The sequence below is a fragment of the Stenotrophomonas capsici genome (assembly GCF_034961085.1).
Lineage (GTDB): Bacteria > Pseudomonadota > Gammaproteobacteria > Xanthomonadales > Xanthomonadaceae > Stenotrophomonas > Stenotrophomonas capsici.
Genome location: NZ_JAYFUH010000206.1, coordinates 1 through 1,298 on the forward strand (window position 1 = coordinate 1; position 1,298 = coordinate 1,298).

General features: G+C 69.5%; 2 protein-coding genes. Both read left to right on the forward strand.

From position 1 onward, the window contains the following. On the forward strand, window positions 1-520 hold a 520-nt coding region (locus tag VA603_RS11450; RefSeq protein WP_323438917.1), incomplete at its 5' end, for an FAD-dependent oxidoreductase. Window positions 521-584: 64 nt separating this feature from the next. Continuing rightward, window positions 585-1,298: methylglyoxal synthase (locus VA603_RS11455; protein ID WP_323438918.1), on the forward strand; the 714-nt coding region annotated here is incomplete at its 3' end.

Here is a 1,298-nt window from a genome sequence, read left to right on the forward strand (position 1 = left end):
GGACTGCGTGCGCAGCGCGATCCGCCTGGGCGCGGCGCGCGTCACCTGTGCCTACCGCCGCGACGAGGCCAACATGCCGGGTTCGGCGCGCGAAGTGGCCAATGCGCGCGAGGAAGGCGTGCGCTTCCTGTTCAACCGCCAACCGCTCGCCATCGAAGCCGGTGCCGACGACGAAGTGATCGGCGTGACCGTGGTCGAGACGCAACTGGGCGCGCCCGATGCCAATGGCCGCCGCAACGCCGAGCCGATCGAGGGCAGTGAATCGCTGCTGGAGGCGGACGTGGTGATCATTGCGTTCGGCTTCTCGCCGACCTTGCCCGAGTGGCTGGGTTCGCAGGGCGTGGAAGCCACCGGCAATGGCCGCATCATCGCCGGGGGTGCCGGCCGCCTGCCCTACCAGACCCACAACCCCAAGCTGTTCGCCGGCGGCGATGCGGTACGCGGTGCGGACCTGGTGGTGACCGCGGTGGCCGAAGGCCGCGACGCAGCCGAAAGCATCGTCACGCTGCTGCAGGCCTGAGCCGCTTCGCGGTAACGGAGCACGCCGTACACTAGCGGCGTCTCCCTTCCGGATGTTTCCCGTCATGCGTATCGGCCTGGCCGCCAACCGACTGCACCATGAAAGCACCGACGCGGCGCTGTTCCGTTGGCTGCGTGCCTGCGAGGGCGGCATCCGCGAACTGGGCCTGGAACTGCATGCGGTGGGCCGCACCCATGACGCCATCGTCGGCGCCGGCCCGCTGGCCGACTACCCTGCCCTGCACCGCTACCCGTATGGCCGCGAGGGCGGGTTGATGAAGCTGGTCGCCGAGGTGGTCGGCATGGGCTCGCCGGAGCGCACGCTCGATGGCGCGATCTACTTCATTGATCCGGTGGACCCGTCCTCGATCTTTCCCGAGGCCATCGCGCTCAAGCGCCAGTGCGTGATCCACGGCAAGCCGTTCATCTCGACGGTGGCCACCGCGCGTGACTGGATCGAGATGGAGCGCACCCACGCCGGCCTGGCGCCGGACCCCGGCGCGGACGACCTCAATGACTTCGGCAACCAGTGCCTGGCGTTGATCGCGCACGACGCACGCAAGCCGCAGATGCTGGCCTTCGCCGCCGAGCACTTCGACGTGCTCTCGCAGTTCGCCGAACGCGTGGGTACCGGCACCACTGGCCAGCGGTTGAACGAGATGGCGTGGAGCCGCGGCTGGCCGCGCGAGAAGGAATGGGTGCAGCGTTTCCAGAGCGGTCCGCTCGGCGGCGATGCGCAGATCGCCGACCGCGTGCTGGAGCACCGCTGCCAGCGCGCG